The sequence below is a fragment of the Candidatus Hydrogenedentota bacterium genome, from assembly GCA_012730045.1.
GTDB lineage: Bacteria > Hydrogenedentota > Hydrogenedentia > Hydrogenedentales > CAITNO01 > JAAYBR01.
The window spans coordinates 22,817-41,029 of sequence record JAAYBR010000016.1 but is presented as its reverse complement, the minus strand read 5'-3'; the positions used below and the strand labels follow the sequence as shown (position 1 = coordinate 41,029).

The window sequence follows — 18,213 nt, the reverse complement described above, 5'->3', positions numbered from 1 at the left end:
TTCAGTCGCTGCGCTCCTTCGCAATGACGCGCATTTCCACGGTCATTGCAATGACGCGCATTTCCACGGTCATTGCAATGACGCGCATTTCCACGGTCATTGCAATGACTTGCATTTCCACGGTCATTGCGAGGCGGCCGCCCCGGCCGACGCGGCAATCTCTTGTCGGAAAGCCCTGGACTCTGCGCATTTCACGGGTGGACGAGCACTTGTGACGGCGCCGACGCTGTCACCGCGAACCCAAAGGGCGTGCCCTGCCTCAAACACATCCGCGACCGTTCCTTATCCGGCGATCAGATGTTCCGTCCGATATTCCATGCTTCTAGGAATTATCCCTTGTTTTTGCCGAGTAGTGGCATACTAACGGACAGGGGGGGGTGTTAAATTGGACCGCGGCCGCCCCCATGATTTTCGTTTGGGTTGACATTTTTCGCCGGTCGTGCTAGAACACCCTTCAGGAACGCCGGGATGCGGGAATCCCCCCGTCTTCCCGTTGTCCCGGAACAAGGAGGGCGGGCGATGCGATGCACACGGATGGCGTGGGGACTGGGGATTGCCGCAGTCTCGGCCGCAGTCCTTTCCGGATGCTGCACGGACTCCCTGTGCATGCAGGTGGTAACCCCCCCCTGGGCCGTGCCAACGGCCGCCGGGACCTCACTGGTCTATGAGGTGCTCCTGTCCGATTATCCGGCCGCCGGGCTGGAGTTGCAGGAGGTGGAGGTGTTTGGCGATGGCGACCTGCTGCGCACCTACACGGCTGCGGAGCTCCTATCCGAGGACTACACGGCGCAGGCCGTGCTTGCCCTGCCCCAGGCCGCCCCGGCAAAAGCCCAGGCTGTCCGTTGCACGCAGCCTGTGCTTTATTTCTCCATCTTGCTGGGGCAAGATGAGGCGGTTCCCGAAAAAATATCCCACAGGTTTCACTTTACCGGGGGCACATTCCCGCGAGGGGACGCTTTTTCGGTGCGCGGAGGGCGCGCCGGTGTCCGGGACGGCGCCCTGCCGGTGATTGGGCCGCCCATGCGCGGCGACCGCATGGCCGCCTCCGAGAGCCTTGCCCCGTCCACGCACCACCGGAAGGGCATCGTGATGGTGGACGGGAAGCCCTTCATATCCCAGCGTTTCGCCATTGACTGGGTGCGTCTCACCGAACAGGGCACCATGGCCGGCGGAACCGCCCCCGGCCTGGAGAGCTACGCCGGGTACAGGCAGGAGTTGCTGGCGGTCGCTGCGGGCACGGTCGTGAAGGTGGTGGAGGGCGTTCCAGACAACCAGACCCCGCCGGATCGGGACATTGAGATCACCGATGAGACCATCGCGGGAAACCTAGTGGTGCTTCAGATCGCCGAAAATATCTATGCGTTCTACGGTCACTGCATTCCGGGGAGCATTCTGGTGCGGGAGGGCGACGAGGTGGCCGCCGGCCAGGTGTTGGCGCTCATGGGCAACTCGGGGAACTCCGATCTGCCCCACCTGCACTTTCACTTGGCGGACGGTCTGGACCTTTTCGGGAGCCAGGGGGTGCCCTTTGTGACCGACCACTTCGTCTGGCAGGCCGACTTCCCCTATTGGACCAGTGACGACTCCGATTTTGCGGGGTGGGCCCGGGACTTCTCCTGGACGCCCAGGGAGACGCCGGAACCGCGCGCCGGGGAGTTTTTCTCTAACGGCATGGTGGTGGTGCTTGATTGACCCCCGCGGTTTCAGCGCGGAAAAACGTCTTGATAAAACGGCCCCGCGGGGGTAGGATGAGCGCGTTTTAAACTGCCGGACGGGTTGGGGTGTTTTTCGTTCTGGCGGCGGCGTTGGCGCTGTCGGGAGGGTGCCGGAAGAAGGAGTCCGCAGCGCGCGGCAGAAAAGCGGGGAAGAAATAGGGAGGGAAGCCGCGGATGTTCCCCTGGCCGCCGGATAAGAGGGCGTGAGAACCGACGCCAGAGCGAGAACGAGGTTGCTTCAGTCGCTGCGCTCCTTCGCAATGACTTGCATTTCCACGGTCATTGCAATGACTTGCATTTCCACGGTCATTGCGAGGAGGCCGCCCCGGCCGACGCGGCAACCTCTTGTCGGAAAGCCCTGGACTCTGCGCATTTCACGGGTGGACGAGCACTTGTGACGGCGCCGACGCTGTCACCTCGGACCCAAAGGGCGTGCCCTGCCTCAAACACATCCGAGACCGTTCCTTATCCGGCGATCAGACTTTCCGTCCGGTATTCCATGCTTCTAGGAATTGTTCCTTGTTTTTGCCAAGTAGTGGTATACTAACGGACAGGGGGGGTGTTTAATTAGACCGCGGCCGCCGACATTCTCGGCGACACAGGAGAGGGAAGCGGTGTACATGACGCTGGCGATAGGGGTTCTGCTGGGATGTTCACTATTGTGCAACGTCCGGCAGCATGCGCGGGCGCGCCGCATGCGGGAGGAGGCAGGGTGCGCGGCGGAGGACGCAGCCGCGGAGCGTGCGGAGCTGGAGCGCCGTCTCGCGGAGGGTGAGGAGCGCTTCGAGTGGTTTGCGGAGCACACGGAGAATGTCGTCTTCCGGATGGCTGTGCCCGCGGGGAACCACATCTACCTCAACCGCGCCGCGATCGCCTACTACGAATGCAGCCGCGAGGAGCTTTTTTCCAATCCGGCGTCGGCACTACAGGTGCTGCATCCGGACCACCACCAGGAGTTCTTCCGGCAGTGGGAGGGCATCGTTTCGGGGCGGGGCTGCACGCCCACGGAGAAAGAGTTTCGCGCGTTCACGAAGGACGGGGACATCCGGTGGATGAAGCCCCATGTCCGGGTGGTGAACGATGCGCAGGGACGCCCGGCGGCGCTGGAGGGGCTGGTGCGGGACGTCACGGAGCAGCGGCGCACGGCGCACGCGCTCCGGGACACGGAGGAGCACCTGCGCCGGGCGCAGGAGGTGGCCCGCATCGGGAGCTGGCATTACGACCTGGGGACGGAAAGGCTGCGCTGTTCCGCCAAGACCTTCCAGATCACCGGGTATGCCGAGGGGACGGACGTCACCCCGCAGCACATGCTCGACCTGACCCATCCGGAGGACCGGGAGCGGGTGGACGCCGCCTGGGCGGCCGCCCTGACGGGTGTCCCGCTGGACACCGAATTTCGGATTCTCACAGCGGACCGGAAAGAGACGCGCTGGGTGTATAACCGGTCGGAGGCGGAGTCTGATGGGGATGGGGCGTGCGTGGCGGTCACGGGGGTGCTGCAGGACATTACGGAGCGCAAGCAGCTGGAGCTCCAGCTGCTCCAGGCGCAGAAGATGGAGGCCGTGGGGCTGCTGGCGGGCGGGATTGCCCACGACTTCAACAACGTGCTGGGCGTGATCCTGGGGTATGCGGAGCTGGCGGCGGACCGGTGCGGGGAGGGGCGGGATCCCCGGCCCGAAATCGGGCAGATCCTGGACGCGACCGCACGGGCGCGCCGGCTGGTGCGCCAGATCGCCGCGTTCAACCGGCGGACGGCGACCCGCCACAGGCCCGTTTCCCTGAACCGTGAGATTGCGGATGTTGGGGAAGTGTGGCGCCGGATCCTGCCGCGCTCCATCCGGCTGGAGTTCCGTCTGGCGGACGGCCTGTGGCCGGTGAGCGCCGACCCCAACCAGATTGACCAGATTCTGATGAACCTGGCGAACAACGCGGTGGACGCGATGCGGGGTTCCGGCTGTCTTTCGGTCACCACCGAGAACACCGTGCGCGGGGGGCAAGCCTGCCCCTGCTGCGGCGTGCCATTGCAGGGCGAGTGGGTCCGGGTCAGCGTGTCCGACACGGGGTGCGGCATGGCTCCGGAGCAGATGGGCCGCATTTTCGAGTCCTTCTACACCACCAGGGCCGAGGGGCAGGGAACCGGGCTTGGGCTGTACATGGCGCGCGAGATTGTGACGGACCACGGGGGGCACATCTTCTGCCGCAGCGCGCCCGGGGAGGGGGCCCGTTTCGAGATTCTGCTGCCCGCGCTGCCGGCCCAGTCGCTTCCCGAACCCCAGCCGAAGCCCGTTCCGGACGCGCTGCGGCGGGGCGGGGAGACCCTGCTGCTGGTGGAGGACGAACCGGAGCTGCTTGCCATCAACACCGCGTTCCTGGAGTCGGGCGGCTACGCGGTGCTCACGGCGCGGGACAGCGAGGAGGCCCTGGCGCTGTACGCGGAGAAGGGACGGGAAACCGCGGCGGTGGTCAGCAACCTGAACATGCCCGGCATGCCCCCGGCCCAGTACATTTCCCGGCTCCGCGCGGTCAACCCCGGCCTGAGGCTTCTGATCGTGAGCGGCTATTTCACGGCGGGGCAGGCCTGCGGGGGGGATCCGGGCCCCGGCACCTGGTTTCTCGGGAAACCCTACGGGCGCGAGGACCTGCTGCGCATGGTTGCGGTCATGCTGGGGGACGGGCCGGGAACCGGCGGCCACGGGGGGTGAAAGCCCCTCCGGGCGGGGTCAGTGCCGCCCCTCCCACGCCTCGAAGGCCTCGTAGATGGCCCTCACCGCCGCCGCGAGGTCCTTCTCCTCCACGCCCACGATGATGTTCATTTCCGAGGAGCCCTGGTCAATGACGCGGATGTTCACGTTGGCCTTTGCGAGGGCGGCGGTGAGCGTGGCGGCGACGCCGATGTGGTGGTTCATGCCCTGGCCCACCGTGGCGACCATGGCCAGCCCCGGGCTGAGGGTGATCACATCCGGCGAGAGAAACTTCTTCAGGGTGGCCACCAGCTCCTCGCCGCGGCCCTTCAGCTCGTCGTCGCGGAGGATGATGGACATGGTGTCAATGCCCGTGGGGAGGTGCTCCCAGCTGATGTCCCTCTCCTCGAGGAGGGTGAGCACGCGCCGTCCGAAGCCCTTCTCCCGGTTCATGAGGGTCTTCTCGATGTTGATCATCGTGAAGCCCGCGCGCCCGGCGATGCCGCAGACCGGCCGCGTGGCCCCGCGCTCCGCCACGATCATCGTGCCGGGCTCCGAGGGGGCCTTGGTGTTGCGGATGTGGATGGGGATGCCGGGCCCGCGCAGCGGGAAGATGGCCTCCTCGTGGAGGACGGTCGCGCCCATGTAGGACAGCTCGCGCAGCTCGGTGTACGTGACCTCCTCGATGCGGCGGGCGGAGGGCACGATCCGCGGGTCGGTCATGCGGAATCCGGACACATCGGTCCAGTTCTCGTAGAGGTCCGACTTCGACGCGCGGGCCACGATGGACCCGGTGACGTCGCTGCCGCCGCGGGAGAAGGTCTTGATGGACCCGTCGGGCAGGGCGCCGTAGAACCCCGGCACCACGTACAGTCCGCCCCCCTGGAGGCGCGCGCCCAGCAGGTCGTAGGTGGCCGGGTCCAGCTCGCCCGTGGCGCGGAAACGGATGCAGTCGGCGGGGTCCACGAACTCCGCGCCGAGCACCTCGGCGATCAGGCGTCCGTTCAGGTACTCGCCCCGGGAGGCCATGTAGTCCGGGGCCTCATACGTGCCGGCCTTCTCCGCGATCTCCGCGAGGTGCGACGCGATGTCGAAGGTGACGCCCAGGTCGCGCGCCAGCTCCAGGAAGCGCTCCTCGATGATGCGCCGGGGCTCCGCGGGGTCCAGCCCGCCCAGGGCCAGGCCGTGCCAGGCGTAGAGCAGGTCGGTGACCTTCTTGTCGCCCGCGTTGCGCTTGCCGGGGGCGGAGGGGACGACAAACCGGCGGCCGGCGTCGGCGCGGATGATGTCCACCACGCCCCGCACGCACGCCGCGTCCGCCAGGGAGGAACCGCCAAACTTGCAGGTGACACGACTCATGATGCTGCTCTCCTCAGGGATGGCCGAAGGGGTGTGCGCTCCGGAACGGGGGTCAGGGAATCCATTCCTGCACCTTGCGCACGATGTCATTATACGTCACGAAGACCATCAGGGCCAAGACCAGAAGCAGCCCGGCCTGCTGGAAGCGCTCCAGAAACCGTTCATTGAGGGGCTTTCTGCGGATGGACTCGATGGTGTTCGTCACGATCTGGCCGCCGTCGAGCACGGGAAGGGGCAGCAGGTTGAAGATGAAGAGGTTGACGCTGATGAAGGCGGTAATGCGCAGGAGCCAGCTCCATCCCGCCTCGGCGGCCTTGGTGGTCACGTCCCAGATCATGAGGGGCCCGCCAAGGTCTTTCATGCGCACATCGCGGACGAAGAGCCCCTTGAGGGTGAGCACGGTCCGCTCCACGGCGAGATAGCTGTCCTTGAACGCCTGGACCATCGCCTGGCCGGGCGAATACTTGCGCAGCACGAACACCGTGTTGAACCCGATGCCGATCGCCCGGACGGCGTCCACGGGCACGGTGACCGTCAGGGTTTGGGATTTCTCCACCAGGCCCATCATGACGGCCGGGCGGGCCACCTCGAAGACCATCTCCCCGCCGGCGCTGTTCCGCTCGATTTCAGAGAGGCTTTCTCCAGTTGCCGGCTCGCCGTTCACCTTCAAAATCCGGTCGCGGGGCCGCAGGCCCGTCCTCTCCCGCAGGTCGTCCGTCACGGAGAGGATCTCCGGCGGCTGCGGGTCGCCCCCCTCCTCCGCCGGGGGCGCCGCGGTGAACATGCCCAGCACCCGTCCGACGGTCTCGGGGAACACCTCCACCCTGGTCATGCCGCCGTCCCGCTCGACGTCCAGGACGGCGGTGCTGTCCGCGGGGATGCCCTCCATCAGGGCGATGAAGGAGTCGCGGGACACGATGCGCCCGTCGGCGCGGCGGATGATGTCGCCCTCGCGGAGCCCCGCGCGCGCGGCGGGCGACCCCTCCTGGACGAAGCCCACCTTGGCGGTGTCGAAGGGGCTCACGCCGAAGCGGGGGTGCTCCTCGCCCTGGGCGATTTCGGGGGCCAGGCGGGTGAAGAGGCGCTCCGCGGTGCCGGGGGCGGTTTCCCGCGCGATGACGATGTCGTGTTCCCGGCCCGCGCCGCCGAGAATGGCGACGGCGGCGAGGTCGGTCAGGTTCTCGATGGGCCGCCCGTCCACGAGGACGATCTCATCGCCCACCTGGAAGCCCTCCGCATCCGGGGGCGCGGACAGGTCGGGGGCGGCGTCGCCGTCCATGCGGTGCAGTTTGGCGGTGAGGGCGGGGGAGCCTGGGGCGACCAGGCCGACCTTGGCGTGCATGTCCCATTCGGGGACCTGGGCGCCCGCGAGGGCGACGAGGCCGTAGATGACCACGGCGAGGATGAGGTTCATGAGGGGGCCCATGACAAGCACGAGGATGCGCTGCCACACGGGGCGGTTGCGGAACCAGCGCTCCGGCGGGACGGCGCCGTACTGCTTTTCCCGCTCCTCGTCTGTCAGGGGCACATCCTCCTGGCCGGCCATCATGACGAACCCGCCGAAGGGGAGGGCGCCGATGCAGTAGTCCGTCTCGCCGACCTGCACGCCGAAGAGGCGGGGGGGCATGCCGACGCTGAACCGCTTGACATAGATGCCGCAGGCCTTGGCGGCGAGGAAGTGTCCGAGCTCGTGGAAGAACACGAGCACGCTGAGCACCAGCAGGAAGATGAACACGCTGTAGATCACAGTCAATTCTCCAGACGGGTGATGATCTCGTCCGCGGCGGCGCGCGCGCGCCGGTCCGCGTCCAAAATCTCCGCAAGCGCGCCCCCCGGGCAGCCGGATTCCCGGTCGAGGGCGCAGGCCACCACATCGCCAATGGCCAGAAACGAAATGCGCCCCGCGCAGAACGCGGCGACCGCCTGCTCGTTGGCACCGTTCAGCACTGCGGGCGCGCCGCCCCCCTGCCGGGCGGCGCCGCGCGCGAGGTCCAGGCACGGAAAGGCCGCCGTGTCGGGGGCGGCAAAGGTCAGGGACCCCAGTTTCGCGAGGTCCAGCCGCTCCACCGGCGCCGCCGCGCGTTCGGGATACGCGAGGGCGTACGCGATGGGGGCCCGCATGTCGGTAACACCCATCTGGGCGAGGATATTGCCGTCGGAAAACTCCACCAGCCCGTGGACCACGCTTTCCGGATGTATAACGACGCCGATGCGGTCATGGGGGACGCCGAAAAGGTGCATGGCCTCAATGATCTCGAGGCCCTTGTTCATGAGAGTGGCGGAGTCCACGCTGATCTTGGCGCCCATGCGCCAGCGGGGGTGCCGGGCGGCCTGCTCCGGCGTGATGCCGCCAAGCTCCTCCCGGGTGCGTCCGTAGAAGGGGCCGCCCGAGGCCGTGAGGAGGATGCAGCGGACGCCGGAGGCGTCCCGCCGGCCGCCGAGGCACTGGAAAATGGCGCTGTGCTCGCTGTCCACGGGGAGAATGTCCACCCCGCGCCGCGCGGCGCGCGCCATGACGAGCTCCCCGGCCATGACCAGGGGCTCCTTGTTTGCCAGGGCGATGCGGTTGCCCGCGTCAATGGCGGCCAGCAGGGGGGGCAGGCCCGCCGCGCCGACGACGGCGCACAGGACCGTGTCCACGGGCCGCGCGGCGGCCTCTGCGAGGCCCCTCTGCCCCTCGAGCACGTCCAGGCCGGGCATCATTTCCCGGAGTTTCGCGGCGGCGCCGCGGTCATGCACGGCGACGGCCCGGGGGGCGAACTCGCGGATTTGGGCGGCGAGGAGGTCCACATTGGCGTTCGCCGCGAGGGCGTCCACCACATAGGCCCCCGGGCTGTTCCGCACCACATCGAGGGCGTTGCGGCCGATGGACCCGGTGGACCCGAGCACCGTGATATGTCGGGGGGGGGATCCGGTCATTTCCGGTGTCCGACGGCGCCGGCCGCGCGCGCCTCGTGGCGGCCGCGGAGGAGTTCCCGGATTTCGGCGGCCGTGGGGAGGCGCAGCGCCCGGTCGGCCAGGGCGCGGGCCTCCTTGGCGGAGATCATCGCGAGTTCCGCCCGGACGGTTGGAAGGGAGAGGGGGGCCATGCTCATGGAGGTGACGCCGAGGCCGACGAGCACCTCGGTGAAGAGCGGGTCGCCGGCCATCTCGCCGCAGATGCCGCAGGGGATGTGCGCGCCGCGGGCGGCGTCCGTGACCCGGCGGATGAGCCGCAGGACCGCGGGGTGGGCGGGCTCGTAGAGGTAGGCGATCTTCTCGTTTCCGCGGTCCACGGCGAGGGAGTACTGGATGAGGTCGTTGGTGCCGATGCTGAAGAAGTCGCACTCGCGGGCGAGCACGTCGGCCAGCACGACGGCCGAGGGGACCTCCACCATGGAGCCGATTTTGATGTCGCGGTCGTAGGGGAGGCCGTCCCGGTCCATGCCGTCGCGCACCTCCCGGAGGATGGCCTTGACGGCGCGCAGCTCCTCGACGCCGCTGATCATGGGGAACATGATGCGGATGCCGCCGGCGGCGGAGGCCCGAAGCATGGCGCGCAGCTGGGTCTTGAAGATGTCGGGCCGGGCGAGGCAGAAGCGGACGGCGCGCCAGCCGAGCTGGGGGTTCTCCTCCTGGAAGATCTGGAGGTGGGCGGCCAGTTTGTCGCCGCCGATGTCCATGGTGCGCAGGGTCACGGAAAGCGGGGCGACGGCGCGGGCGGCCGCCTCGTAGGCCTCGGTCTGCTCGTCCTCGCCCGGGGCCTCGTCGCGGTCGAGAAAGAGGAATTCGGTCCGGTACAGCCCGATGCCGTCGGCGCCCACCGCCACGCTGTTGCGGAGTTCCCGGGGCAGCTCGATGTTCGCCTGGAGCGAGACGGTTTCGCCGTCGAGCGTGCGGGCGGGGCCGCCGCGGCTGGCGCGCATGAGCTGGGCGCGGCGGCGGGAGTACTCCCGCTCCTCGCGGCGGTAGCGCTCCAGGGTTTCGGGCGAGGGGTTGACCACCACGACGCCGCGGGATCCGTCCACAATGACCATGGACTTCGGGGCGACGTGTCCGCTGAGGTTGGCGGCGCCGGTGACGGCGGGGATGCCGAGGGCGCGGGCGAGGATGGCGGAGTGCGAGGTGACGCTGCCGGCGTCGAGGGCGAGGCCGCGCGTGTGCTCCATGTCCATGCTCGCCGTGTCCGAGGGGGCAAGCTCGCGGGCGACGATGACGCACGGGCCCGGGAGCGACTTGAGGTCGGGGTGCTCCTGGTCAAGGAGGCGGCGCTGGAGGCGGTCCGCCACATCCCGGAGGTCGGCGGAGCGCTCGCGGAGCTGGGGGTCGTCCAGGGACTCCATGAGGCCGGCGTAGTGCCTGGCCACGCCCGCGAGGATGTGCTCGACGTTCTTCACCTGGTCGAAAAGGCGGCGCCGGATCTCCTCGTGAATGACCTGGTCGTCCAGGAGCAGGAGGTGGGCCTGGAAGATGTCCGCGTGCCGCTTTCCGATCTTCTCGGTGGTCTGGAGCTGCAGGCGCTCCAGGTCCTCGCGGGTGCGGTCCACGGCCCCCTTGAAGCGGTCCCACTCCTGCTCGGGATCCTCCACGGTGTATTCCGGGGCTTCCACCTGGCGTCTTGTGAAGGGCAGGGCGGGGGCGATGGCGATGCCGGGGGAGACGCCCAACCCTTGAAACACTGTTTCCATGCCTACTCCCTGACCTGGGCGTCCGTCTTGATCTCGCCGAAGCCCGTGGCAAAGATTTGGCGCACCGCAGCGAGGGCCTCCTCGGCGTCGGGGCCGCTGCAGATCACGCGGAGCCGGCTTCCCTGCGCGGCCCCCAGCGTGAGCAGGCCCATGATGCTCTTGGCGTTCACCGTGTCCCCCCGGAAGTGGATGTAGACCTCGCTCTGGAATTTGAGCGCGGCCTGAACGAGCGCGGCCGCGGGGCGCGCGTGGATGCCCAGGGGATTCACCACCATGACTTCGGCGCTAATTTCCGACATGTACTCCGCTCTCCGCCGGCCTTGCCGTTGCTGTGACTTCCGCTATTCCTCGTAAAAGGCCATCTGAATCTCCAAAGAAAACCGCCCGCCGGCCCCGGGGACCAGGGGCCAGCAGGGAACCATCACGCACCCTTGGTGCACGCGTTCCTGCCCCCCCTCCGACTGGCTGACCGTGTCCAGGGGGAACCGGAACACCCGGGCGGGCGCTGCGAAGCGCCACGCGCACCGGAGGCGCTGCCAGTCGTCCGCCACGGCGATGTGCGCCAGGGCCTCTTCGCACCCGCGGGTTCCCAGCAGGGGGCCGCCGAGATCCCGGTCCTCCGACAGGTAGTACCGGTCGCCGGCTGAGCCGGTGAGCAGGTTGGCGGCGAACTCCACGCCAAACAGCAAAGACTCCGGCCAGGCACCCCCGGCCTCAATATCATACCGAATCCCGGCGCGCGATGCATCCGGCGCCAGGGTGACCCGCTTGCGCACTGTAAAGGGGAGGGGGTCGCCCCCGGGCACCGACACCTTTCCGCGCCGCGTGAGCGTCACTTCTCCGTCCCCCATCTCCAGCTCGTAGCGTCCCGCGGCGAAATCGCCGTATTCCCGGGCCGTGCCCGCCCACAGGGTGTCCGCGGAGGCGGAGGGGTCCAGAAACCGGTCGCGGAGCGAGACGCGCCGGTGCGCGTCGTAGACCAGAAAACGGTTGAGGTCCGTCTCCTTGGCCTTCGCCATTTCGTGGATGCTGAGGTCGCCCTGGTCCTCCCCGCCCACGAGGGCCGCCCCCTCGCGCAGGAGGTCGTGGTAGGGTTCGTCGCGCCGGGACAGGGTGTTGAGGAAATTGAACGGCTTCGGCTTGTAGTCCGCCTCAAAGAGGGTGCCGCCGTCTGTCGGGCTGAAGAAGAGGGCGGCGCTGCCGTTCTCCAGCACGGCCTCATCGTTGCCGTCGCCGTCGAAATCCCCGCGCTCCCCGCGGACCCCGGCCGGGGGGAGCGCCTCCACCGCGTCCAGCACGACGTCGGCGGCGATGAGGCGCTGATAGAGCGCCGTCCGCAGGTGGTTGAGATAGAGCCCGCCGAAGACGCCGTGCCAGTAGGCGCAGTTGCACTGGCCCTGGTGCAGCAGGCGTTCCGCCTCGCCCAGGCGGGCGTCTCCGGGGTGCGCGGCGCGGACCCGCTCCAGGCGGTTGCTCACGCGGAGCATGCGCTTCTGAAGGTTGTTCGCCTCGGGGTAGCGGGCGAGGAAGCCCCGCCAGAACCCGCCGCGGAGGAAAAGGGCCGCGTCCCTGGCGAGGGCGGGGTAGTCCTTCAGTTTGCCTCGCACGCGGGCGAGGGTGCGCTGCCGCTCCGGGGGGAGGGCCCACCCCATCATCTCGTCGTAGGAGGCGCAGGTCAGGTAGACGCGGCCCCGGGCGGGGTGGCGGTCCAGGTAGTCGGCGTAGGTGGTGGTCTCCAGCCAGTCCGCGTTGTCCGTGAGGGCCTGGAAGAAGCGCTCGAGCCAGCCCTCGGTGTAGACGCTGCCGTGGGTGCCGGGCCACACGCCGAACTTCTCGTAGTCGTCGTGGAGCACGGCGCAGAGTTCGCCGCCGCGGCGCGACAGGCCCCGGAGGTATTCCATGGTCTCCTCCACGCTGTGGAAGGGGACCAGGTAGCGGAGCCGCTCCTGGATGGGGAAGACGCGGACCGTGAGCCCCTCATCCTCGGTCATGTGGTAGCCGAAGAGGTCGTCCGGGGTCAGGCCGGAGCAGAGAAAATGGGTGTCGTCGAGGGCGGTGTACTCCACCCCGGCGCGCGCCATGATGGAGGCCATCTGGGGTTCCCAGACGCGCTCGGCGAGCCACATGCCCCGGGGCGCGCTCCCGAAGCGGGCGGCGCAGTAGTCGCGCATCCGCCGGATCTGGGCGGCGGCGTCCCGCGCGGGGATGGCGCACAGGAGGGGCTCGTAGTAGGCGCCGCCCATGATTTCCACCTGTCCGTCTTTGACCAGGACCCCGAGCCGGTCCAGGAAGGCGGGCTGGTGCTCCTCGAACCAGTCGAAGAGGGGGCCCGTGAAATGGAGGACGGCCCTGACGGCGGGGAAACGCTCCAGCACCTCCACGAAGGGGAGGTAGGACTTCTCGAAGGCCTCGGCGAAGACGAAGTCGAAGTTGCCCACCGGCTGGTGGGCGTGGCATCCGAATATGAGGCTGACCTTGTTCATCCAAAACTCCGTGCCGGGGGCTCCGGCCCGGAGTCGCGGGCCGCCGCCGGGGGGGCTTATCTGCGGTTGTTGCGCTGGATTTCCTCGTCCAGGTCGCGGGCCATGTGCACGCCCATCTCCTTGAGGCGCTGGTTCAGGGCCGCCACCTCGATGATGATGGCGATGTTGCGGCCCGGCCGCACGGGGATGCGGACCAGCGGCAGCTTCACGCCCATGATGTCCTCGTACTCGTCCTCGAGGCCGGTGCGGTCATAGATTGCGTCGGGGTCCCACTCCTCCAGCTGGACGATCATGCTCACGCGCTTGAAGTTGCGCACCTGGCCCACGCCGTAGATGGACCGGATGTCAATGAACCCCAGCCCGCGTATCTCCATGTGGTGGCGGAGCATCGGGTTGGTCTTCGCGTAGAGGTAGTCCGACCGCCGGCGCTTCAGGTCCACCCGGTCGTCCGCGACAAGGCGGTGGCCGCGCTCCACGAGTTCCAGGGCCGACTCGCTCTTGCCCACCCCGGGCGTCCCCACGATGAGGCAGCCGACGCCGTAGACGTCCACGACGGTGCCGTGCAGGGTGATTTCGGGGGCGAATTCCTGGGTCAGGAAGAGGATGATGCGGCTGATGACCTCGTCGGTGCTCAGCTGCGTCCGCAGCACGGGGATGCCGCTGCGGTTGCAGTAGTCCATGAGGATCGGCTGGGGGGTGAGCCCGCGCGAAAGGACAAACGCGGGGATTTCAAAGGAGAACATGCTCTGGAGGCGCGCGGCGAGCTCGGCGGGCCGCATGCGCTCCATGAAATGGATTTCCGTGTTCCCCAGCACCTGCATCCGGTCGTTCGCGAAATAGTCGAGGTAGCCGCTCAGGGCCAGTCCGGGGCGGTTGATGTCCCAGGAAAACACCGGGCGGTTCATGCCCTGGAACCCCGCAAGCAGCTCGAATTCCATGTCCCGCTCCATGCCGTTGAACACGTCAACGACAGGGACGCTCTGCCTGCGCTTGATGGGAAGCGCCTTGAGGTTCATGGGAGGGCCTCCTGGCGGGGCCGGGCTCAGGATTCCGGCTCAATCAGGCCGTACTGCATCTCGCCCCGGGAGTAGATCACGTTGAGCTGGAACGTGTCCGCGTTCATGAAGAGGAGGAACGGCTCCTCCACCAGCTCCAGCTGCATGATGGCCTCGTCCACCGACATGGGCTTCGGCATGATCTTCTCGCGGTGGACGACGTGGTGGTCGGGCCCGGTGGCGTCGCGGCCGCCGTTGCCGTTGCCCGAGTCCAGCGAAATGACCGACTGCTGGAGGATGCGCGTCTCCTTGGCCGAGCGGGGCTTGTGCTGGTTGATCCGGTCCTTGAATTTGCGGGTCTGCCGCTCCAGCTTGTCCAGGGCCGCGTCCACGGACGCGTACATGTCGGGGGAGGTCTCGCGGCAGTTGATGCGGACGCCGTTCGCGTACAGGTTGAATTCGGCGGTGTGCCGGTGCTTCTCCACATCCAGGACCACGTCCACGTCTATCACCCGGTCGAAATGGGCCTTCACCTTCCGGAGGCCGGTCTCTATGTACGACTTGAGGGCGTCCGACAACTCCATGTGGCGACCAGTGATCTTCACGTTCATGGCGGGTTTACTCCGTGGCAAAGCCAGTGTTTTCTAGGAGATACAGGGGGGGGATACTATCATTTTCTGCCTGGACCAGTCAACCGTTCCGCGGCAACTTCATGCGCGTCACCTCCTTGTCTGTGGCAACAATTTACCCGGCACGCCTATGCCCGGCCTATGCGTCGGGAAACTGCTCCGGACGCAGGCCGATATTGACAATACTGCACGCCAGCAGCGGATTCAAGCCCAGGGCGCGGGCCGCCGCCACCAGTTCGGGGCTTTCCGACCCGGGGTTTAGAAAGAACTCCGCCGGCCCCTTTGCCGCGATGTCCGGGAGCATGGCCAGGCCGGTTGGGGCGGGCACATACATGGACACCCGGTCCACGGGGCCCGGAATCTCCGCCACGGACCGGAACGCGGGAAGTCCCTCCACCTCCGCCGCCCCGGGATTCACGGGGTACACGGTCCAGCCGCCCTGCTTGAAGGCGCGCACGGCCTTGTTTCCGTATTTCCTGCGGTCCGTCGAGGCGCCGACAATGGCTATCGAGGGCATGTTCAGGTCTCCGTGGGGTTAACGCTGCGGAACCCCGTTCAGATAGACATCCAGCCCCTCCAGGCTTTCGTTGCGCCGGAAATGCAGCATGACACCCTTGGGACCGGCGGCGGAAATGTCCACCCGGCTTCCCTCGCGCCTCCAGGACGCCGACACCGGCCCCTTCGGGGTGGCAATGGCCCCCTTGGCCCACTCCAGGCCGCACAGGCGCGGGCTGACGCGGAAGACCGTCCCGCCGGGGGCCTCGGGGGTGACGCCGAGCACCACGCGGGGCAGGAAGCGCACGGGGGAGGAGGACCAGGCGTGGGTGTGGCTGCGCGTGGGGAAGCCGTCGCGGCCCGTGGTGCCCCGGGCGAAGGTTTCCCACACCGTCGTGGCGCCCTCGTCCAGCATGGGCTGGTAGTCGCGGTAGATGGCCTTCACGATCTCCTCGCCGCGCCCCTCCTTCTCCAGGGCGTCGAGGAAGTACATCATGGCAAAGGGCGAGCCGATGGGCGTCATGCCCTCGGGCGGGTTGAGGAGTTTTTCCAGAATTTCGCCGCGGCGCTCCTTCGGGCAGAGGTCGAACAGGAGGCTCAGGAACCCCGTGTGCATGCAGGTCTTCGGGCTGAGGGTGCCGTCGCCGCGCACCGCGTCGGCGTACCAGCCCCGCCCCGCGTCCCACAGCCCCTCGACCCCGGCGGCCTGGCGGTCGCGGTAGGCCGTCAGCCATTCCAGGTGCTCCGTGTCGCCCAGAATCTGGGCGCACTTGACGGCCGCGTCCGCCGCGCCCGCGGCGAACATGGCGTTGTGGGTGACGGTCCGGTGGCCGTCGTCAATGCCGGACCAGTCGAACATGTTCCAGAACGGCGCGCTGAAAAGGCCGCGGTCGTCGTTGTACTGGTCCGCGCCGCGCAGGTTCTTCACCACGTAGGGGTAGGCCCAGGCGAGGAAGTCGCGGTCGCCCGTCTCCAGATAGTGGTCCCACACCATGAGCACCCACTGGAAGCTCCAGGCGGGCAGGATGATGCCCCAGGTGGACGGCACCTGGCACTGGACCATCGGGTAGTCGTCCAGGGAGTAGGCCGCCAGCTTGATGCACCGGCGGGCGAGGTCCTCGGCGCCGAAGGTGGTGAAGGCGAAGAGGGCCTCGTTCCGCGCGTCGCCCACCCAGAGGGTCTGCTCGTAGAGCGGGCAGTCGGTGAAGGTGTCCTCCATGCAGAGTTTCAGCGTGAGCGCGGAGATGCCATAAATCTGCCCAAGGCGCGGGTCGCTGCATGTGAAGGCCTCGACGGGCTGCACGGGGTAGGTGGACTCCACCATCCGGAAAGCGTAGAGCGCGGCGGGCCGGGTCTGCTTCCGCAGCGTGACGAACAGAAAGCGCCCCGCGCGGCGTGAAAGGCTGGTGAAGGCGTTCCGGCCCCCGGCGCAGACGTGGCGCATGCTGTTGCGGTAGCGCTCCGTGTGCTGCACGCGGCCGTCCGGGGCGATGTACTCGACCCCGGCGATGTCCACCTCCAGCCCCGCCTCCGCCTCCAGGTCCAGCTCGAAAAAGCCGACATTCTGCGCGCCGAGGTCGAAAACCAGCTCCACGTCGCCCTCCGCCGCGGGAGGAACCGTCAGGGGCCCGGAGCCCGCCGCGTAGGCGTCCGCCCCCTCGAGGCGCGGCGCGGCGCCCTCCACGGGCTTCCGCTCCTGGAAGAGCCGGTGGACGGCTTCGGTCGTCTCGTTTGCGGCGACTTTGCGCGCCGCCGGGGCCAGGCGGGCCCTCCAGCCCTCCTCCGTGGCGCTGTTTTTCTGGTGGTCCCTGACCACCCCGTCAATGCGCGCCTCGATCTCGCCGCGCTTCTCGTCCCCGAGGAGCGACCACTCCATGTCGCTCATGACGAGCTTTGTCTCCGGGAAGGGCGTGAAGCACCACGGGGCGTCGGCGTCGTCGTCCAGCGGGTTGCGCAGGGTGAGCGGCGCGGAGGGGTAGAGCGCCAGCTCCGTGTCGTGCCGCCAGTGGCCGAAGCCCTCGGAGAGGATCACGACCGCGAAATGGCGGCCCTTCTCCAGGGAGAAGGTGTCGTCCTTGGCCCGCTTGCCGTCCACATGCACCGCGTTGCCGTCCGCGCCGAAGCGCACCGTTCCCGCCTCCGCCAGGTCGAGCACCGTGGCGAAGGCGCCGGAGACCTGCACATGGTTGTTCGACGGGACCGGCTGGTCATAAATCCAGACCACCGTGGGGAAGACGAAACTCATGCCGTCGAATTTGGCGACCACGCCGGACTTCAGCAGCGACGGCGTCACGGGGATGCGCGTGAGCGGCGGGCAGTCCCGCGGCTGGAGGTCCTTCCACGGACCCTCCGTGGCGGCGTGGCGCACCGTGGCGGGGACGAAGTCCCCCGTGCCCGCGCGCCGCGCGTCGTAAATCTCATAGAGCCCCATCTGCACCGACTGTTTCGGGGCGTACTGCGTCCATCCGGCGGCGGGGCGCACCTCCCAGGAGGCGTCGGACGCGACGGTCACCGCCGACCCGTCCTTCGCCCGCGCGTCCAGCTGCACCAGCAGCCCCGGCTCCTGCGGAATCCGGTGAAAGGTGCCGATGCCGAAGAACTTGGCGACCACCAGGAGTTCATTCTCCCCGGCGCGCAGCAGCGGCAGCACGTCCAGCACGTCATACTGGTAATGCTTCGGCCAGCTCCGTCCCGGGCCGTCCCCCGCCCACTGCCCGTTGACATAGAGGCGGTAGGTGGTGTCCGCCGTGATCCGCAGCGAGGCGGACGCCAGCTCGGGCAGGGCGAACGACTTCCGCGCCTCAATGGTCTCATTGTAGGCGGGGGTTGCGTCCGCCGCCGTCCAGATCCACGAGGCGCTCCAGGGCGCTGTCTCCATTGCACCATCCTCCACGGCGCCCGCGGCGCCCGAAATGAAAGTTCCCGCCAATGCCGCGGCCAGCAGGCCCGCCGCTCCCAACGCCCTTACCGTCTTGACCATGGTTCCATTCCTCTTCTGGTGGCGGGCCCGGCCGCGCACCGGCCGCCCGGCTGGCCAGCAGTGTACCCCAAACCCCGCCGCCGCGTCTAAGCGGCGGACATGCGCTCCCATGGCCCCGGGATTTCAACGCAAAGTCGCAGAGACGCGGGGGGGGCACCCGGGGTTCTTGCATGCGCCCAGGTTAGGCAGGCGTGGGGGTGCGGCTTGCC

The 18,213-nt window shown here is 68.1% G+C and carries 12 protein-coding genes; 2 read left to right on the top strand and 10 right to left on the bottom strand.

The annotated features are described in order from the left end of the window. Positions 1-519 precede the first annotated feature (519 nt). Together GXY15_01690 and GXY15_01685 are read left to right on the top strand one after the other, a co-directional pair. Positions 520-1,692, top strand: coding sequence for a peptidoglycan DD-metalloendopeptidase family protein (locus GXY15_01690; GenBank protein NLV39924.1), 1,173 nt, complete (start codon positions 520-522; stop codon positions 1,690-1,692). A 643-nt stretch (positions 1,693-2,335) separates the two neighbouring features. Further along, on the top strand, positions 2,336-4,417 hold the full coding sequence (locus GXY15_01685; GenBank protein NLV39923.1) for a PAS domain-containing protein: 2,082 nt from the start codon (positions 2,336-2,338) through the stop codon (positions 4,415-4,417). 18 nt (positions 4,418-4,435) lie between these two features. On the opposite strand, the gene GXY15_01680 is transcribed toward GXY15_01685, so the two are convergent. From GXY15_01680 to GXY15_01635, 10 genes are all read right to left on the bottom strand, one after another. Continuing rightward, complete coding sequence (locus tag GXY15_01680; GenBank protein NLV39922.1) at positions 4,436-5,755, bottom strand: aspartate kinase; 1,320 nt, start codon at positions 5,753-5,755, stop codon at positions 4,436-4,438. 52 nt (positions 5,756-5,807) lie between these two features. Beyond that, a complete protein-coding gene (locus GXY15_01675) occupies positions 5,808-7,502 on the bottom strand; it encodes a PDZ domain-containing protein (GenBank protein NLV39921.1) in 1,695 nt (564 codons plus the stop codon). Between the two features lie 2 nt (positions 7,503-7,504). Beyond that, positions 7,505-8,674 (bottom strand): 1-deoxy-D-xylulose-5-phosphate reductoisomerase, encoded by a 1,170-nt coding sequence (locus GXY15_01670; GenBank protein NLV39920.1) that lies wholly within the window; start codon positions 8,672-8,674, stop codon positions 7,505-7,507. Beyond that, entirely contained in the window at positions 8,671-10,422 is a 1,752-nt protein-coding gene (gene ptsP, locus GXY15_01665; protein NLV39919.1) for a phosphoenolpyruvate--protein phosphotransferase, read from the bottom strand. Before ptsP ends, GXY15_01670 begins: the two co-directional genes overlap by 4 nt. A gap of 2 nt (positions 10,423-10,424) precedes the next feature. After that, positions 10,425-10,721 (bottom strand): HPr family phosphocarrier protein, encoded by a 297-nt coding sequence (locus GXY15_01660; protein NLV39918.1) that lies wholly within the window; start codon positions 10,719-10,721, stop codon positions 10,425-10,427. Positions 10,722-10,763: 42 nt separating this feature from the next. Then, positions 10,764-12,905, bottom strand: a complete 2,142-nt coding sequence (locus GXY15_01655) for a DUF1926 domain-containing protein (protein NLV39917.1) — start codon at positions 12,903-12,905, stop codon at positions 10,764-10,766. 56 nt (positions 12,906-12,961) lie between these two features. Beyond that, entirely contained in the window at positions 12,962-13,921 is a 960-nt protein-coding gene (gene hprK, locus GXY15_01650; protein ID NLV39916.1) for an HPr(Ser) kinase/phosphatase, read from the bottom strand. 26 nt (positions 13,922-13,947) lie between these two features. Further along, on the bottom strand, positions 13,948-14,511 hold the full coding sequence (raiA, locus tag GXY15_01645; GenBank protein ID NLV39915.1) for a ribosome-associated translation inhibitor RaiA: 564 nt from the start codon (positions 14,509-14,511) through the stop codon (positions 13,948-13,950). Positions 14,512-14,668: 157 nt separating this feature from the next. Next, positions 14,669-15,046: a CoA-binding protein gene (locus GXY15_01640; GenBank protein ID NLV39914.1), complete on the bottom strand. Its 378-nt coding sequence runs from the start codon at positions 15,044-15,046 to the stop codon at positions 14,669-14,671. Between the two features lie 18 nt (positions 15,047-15,064). Then, on the bottom strand, positions 15,065-18,004 hold the full coding sequence (locus tag GXY15_01635) for a family 78 glycoside hydrolase catalytic domain (GenBank protein ID NLV39913.1): 2,940 nt from the start codon (positions 18,002-18,004) through the stop codon (positions 15,065-15,067). Positions 18,005-18,213 lie beyond the last annotated feature (209 nt).